Source organism: Planktothrix sp. FACHB-1355, assembly GCF_014748295.1.
Classification (GTDB): domain Bacteria; phylum Cyanobacteriota; class Cyanobacteriia; order Cyanobacteriales; family Aerosakkonemataceae; genus Aerosakkonema; species Aerosakkonema funiforme_A.
The window spans coordinates 1-3,740 of the sequence record NZ_JACJUP010000701.1; the positions used below are offsets into that span (position 1 = coordinate 1).

The following is a 3,740-nucleotide window of genomic DNA, read 5'->3' on the forward strand; positions in this document are numbered from 1 at the left end:
CTCAATCTCAACGAGTAACTAACTTCTTAATATCCCCAAAAGCGCGATAAAAACCACCGCGAGATGATTCGCGCACCTCTTCCACCAAATAACGCGCACCTTCTTGGCGAATGTCTTTAGGAAATTGCACTTTCCAGTTGGAGTTATAACCGGGAGAAACAACGCGAATTCTCAAGTTACTTCCTTCTTTGAAACACTCGACAATTACTCCTTGAGTTGTGTTTGAGGTAGTTTCCAAAGTGTTGGAAGGAATGGCGGCTGGAATGGCGGCTGGTGCTTTAATATTAACTGTTTGAGGAAGTGTACCCGCTTGTGCGGCATTAATTGCAGATTCGCTGGCGTCGATGCAAGCAAGCGAACCGTCGGTGGTGACGATGTAAAGCCGATCGTCTAAAAATTGCATGGAGAAGGCGGAACCGCAGCCTGTGGCTAGTTTCCAGAGTCGATCGCCTTTTTCGTTAAAGCAATAAATCGACGAACAATTATCGCCTGCAAATACATATTTCCCGTCTTCAGCAGTGGCGCAAGAATATACGGCTGCATCGCAATGGTAAATTGTTTTAGCTTCGCCTTTCTTAGTAAAAGCACAAACTAAATTTTGGCTGGTACTGGCATAAACCATTGCTTCTTCTTGCCAACCAAATAGCACTTCGCCGCGTGTTTTTTGATGCCAAATTTTTTTGCCATCTTCCCAATCGTACATCGTCACGCCTTCACTGTGTCCGTGATAGACGCCAATCTCGTCGCAACGTACCATCCAACCATATTTACCGCTACTCTTTTTCGTCCACTGGGATTCGTCTTCGTGATTGATAGTTGTGATGTTCCCTTCGAGATCGGAAACTCCCAGGATTGCATCTTTAATATCTAGCCAGAAAATATCTACATTATCGGCAATTTCATAGGCGATGCGGGGAATTTTTCCTGTCAAATCGTAGACTTTGCCATCATCGCATCCCGCATAAAGCCAGCCTTCATCGGCGACGATACATTTCACGCCGTCAGGTAATCGCAATTGATTGATTACTTGACCTGTATTGTTAAGAGCAAATATTTGACCTGCTTGATTGCCAACCCAACAGCGATTTTTGTCAATAAAGATACCAAAAGCGGCAGAACCGGAGGCGAATTTCCACAGTACTGGAGATGGGGAAGCGGTGGATCGATCGCTCTTGATTTCCCTTCGAGTCACGGCACGTTTCTGGCGCACACCCATGACCGCTTGTTCGTAACCTTTCTTCAGTTTTTCGTTAATCTTTTTCGTCGCTTCCGCTTTTGCTTTTTCCGCTGTCGGATAGGTTTTCACCTGAGTCTGACCTTTGTCGCCAATCCGACCGTAGCGAATGGAAACTTCCGTATCTTTGATAATAACTTCGTAAAATTTATGGGAAACGCCATCGGATTCGGATAACTCTAAATATGTTTTTTCTTCAGCCATTTTTTTGCTCCTGTTTTCTCTTGTTTGATATTAATTTACCTCTCAAGAGGGATTGTGCATTCAAAGGTTGAGATTTGTAACTAAATCGGTTATGATGGGGATATGTGCGATCGGGAATAGCTCAGCACAGCAGCAATTCCCTCACTCAACCAATTTTAGCGAGCTTAACTATTAAGTTTTGTTACCGGAGAGAGACTCGATTGGTGAAACTTGTATCCCCTTTGCGTCAAACTTGAAAAAGACGCCCGATCGTTCTACTTTTGGGCAAACCTGAAGTCTTGGTGCGAGAGATGAACACGCTATTAACACTTTTTGGCAAAGAACGCAGCGAACTACAGAAAGAAATCGATCGCGCAACCAGCGTCGAGCAAGTTGTGAAGCTGGTTCATAGCCGACTCGATACTCTTCAAAAGAATTACATTGGCGAGCTGAATGTAAATCAGGTACGTCTGGCTTCGTTTTTCCTGGACACGCTGCGACAATCTGTCGCCACTCTCACCGCCGCTAACGAAACTCAACTCGCTCTCCCAGAGCCCGATCGCATTGTAAACCAAGCCGGACGAGTTTCTCCCAACAGATTAATCCTCAAAGTGGTACAGGGATTCATTTCCATCGCCATTTTAGGTTCGCTGGTTTCCCTGACGAGAACATCCCCAGGCGCGTGGATGGCGATTTTGTTGGTGGGAGTCCTGCTGGGAGTGGAAGTTGTACTCCAACTCGATAAAGATAAAAATAAAGATAGTGCGGAACTTCCCCAACTTCCGGAAGCACCCCAACCAATTGTGCGAGTTGATAGTCAAGTGCTTCTAGACAACATTGCCGATGCTTTGAATACAATTGATTTAGCAGTAGGTCGCTCTCAAGACGCCAAAAAACCTCTCGATGACCTTGGCATAGAAGATCTGCCAGAACTATTAAATCTGATTCAAAGATTGATGGGCGCGTCATATTTGGAAAGACCGCAAATGGCTTTAGAATTAGCAAGGCTGCTGCCACAAAGTTTGATGGAACAGGGAATTCGCGTGCAAATCTACCGACCGGAAGATGCACAAAACGGACGAGAGTATTTTGACTTCGAGCCAAGTATCGATCGCACTACCAAAGATTACATTACCATCACCCCCGCATTATTTAAAGGCGATCGCTTGCTCAGAAGAGGTAGAGTAATCGAACCAGCATTCTTCCAAACCAGAGATTAACACCACCTCAACTGCGATCGCAGACTGAATCCCTCTTCAAAACTCTGCTTACCCAACAAAAAAACTCCATTTACATCTGTGTTCATCTGTGTTCATCTTCCTTCATCTGTGGTAAAAAAATATCCCTGTACGAAGCGAGCATTCCTATACAGTCTAAAAAAATCGCCTAAATAAGAGTATGGAAATTTTAGAAACGATCGGTTTCGATTTGGGACATGGCGAAACAGCCGTAGCCAAAGCAATAGTCGAGAGCATTGAACCTCCAGAAATGCTTGAGGTTAATAACAAAAAAATCCAAGTTACCGCGCTTGGTTGGCATCCCGATTTGGGATATCTTGTAGGCGAACAAGCCTTAATCCAAGCAGGCGTTACCCAACTCAAAATCACTTTCAAACAAAAACCAAACAACGATCCCACTTATCGAGAAACAATTCGCACTTTTTTGGAAACCTACTTCCGTCTTTTAAAAGATAACAAGCAAATCAAAGGTGGAGATAGCGACTACTTTTATGTTGGCTGTCCTTCGGGATGGTCGTTGAGCGATCGCGAAGAATATCAAAAGCTACTTAAAGAAGCTGGAATTCCTTTACTGAACGTTGTTCCGGAATCGCGTGCTGCTTTTATGCAAGCCAAAGAAGCCGGCAAGCTTGAGTACGACAAGTTGAAATCTTCAGTGCTAATTGTCGATATCGGTTCTTCCACTACTGACTTTACCCTAGTTAAGAGCTTACACGAAATCCCAATCGATTTCGGCAGTAACAGTTTGGGAGCATCGCTAATAGACAAGGCAATTTTTGCTCGCACTCTCGCCAAACACGAACAAAAAGATTTACTCGAAAGAGTGTTTGCAGAATATCCCCATCACCAAGCTCGTTGCGAACTTGCTTGTCGCAAAGCAAAGGAAGATTATTTTTCTAACGAGCAGCTATTCAGCAACCCGCAATCATTTGCTCGCGGTTTTGAATCCATCAACGAACAAATTTACTTTATCCCCCAAGTTAACAAGTTAATTATGGAGGAGATATTGAATCAACCTTTGTCGGAACTGGGAAACAAGAGTTGGATGCAATGTTTTCGCGAATCGGTGATTGAAGCGAAGGAAA

Annotated in this window: 3 protein-coding genes; 2 read left to right on the plus strand and 1 reads right to left on the minus strand. The window is 44.1% G+C overall.

Features of this window, described 5'->3' with window-relative positions:
- Positions 1-7 precede the first annotated feature (7 nt).
- Positions 8-1,438, minus strand: coding sequence for a WGR domain-containing protein (locus H6S82_RS23335; RefSeq protein WP_190464050.1), 1,431 nt, complete (start codon positions 1,436-1,438; stop codon positions 8-10).
- Between the two features lie 290 nt (positions 1,439-1,728).
- On the opposite strand from H6S82_RS23335, the gene H6S82_RS23340 reads away from it, so the two are divergent.
- Positions 1,729-2,637, plus strand: a complete 909-nt coding sequence (locus H6S82_RS23340) for a hypothetical protein (protein WP_190464051.1) — start codon at positions 1,729-1,731, stop codon at positions 2,635-2,637.
- Between the two features lie 178 nt (positions 2,638-2,815).
- On the plus strand, positions 2,816-3,740 hold a 925-nt coding region (locus tag H6S82_RS23345), incomplete at its 3' end, for a plasmid segregation protein ParM domain-containing protein (RefSeq protein WP_242057082.1).

What these genes read in the sequence shown, in the direction of transcription:
- H6S82_RS23335 (WP_190464050.1), bottom strand. Translation starts at nt 1,438, where the DNA reads ATGGCTGAAGAAAAAACATATTTAGAGTTATCCGAATCCGATGGCGTT.
- H6S82_RS23340 (WP_190464051.1), top strand. Translation starts at nt 1,729, where the DNA reads ATGAACACGCTATTAACACTTTTTGGCAAAGAACGCAGCGAACTACAG.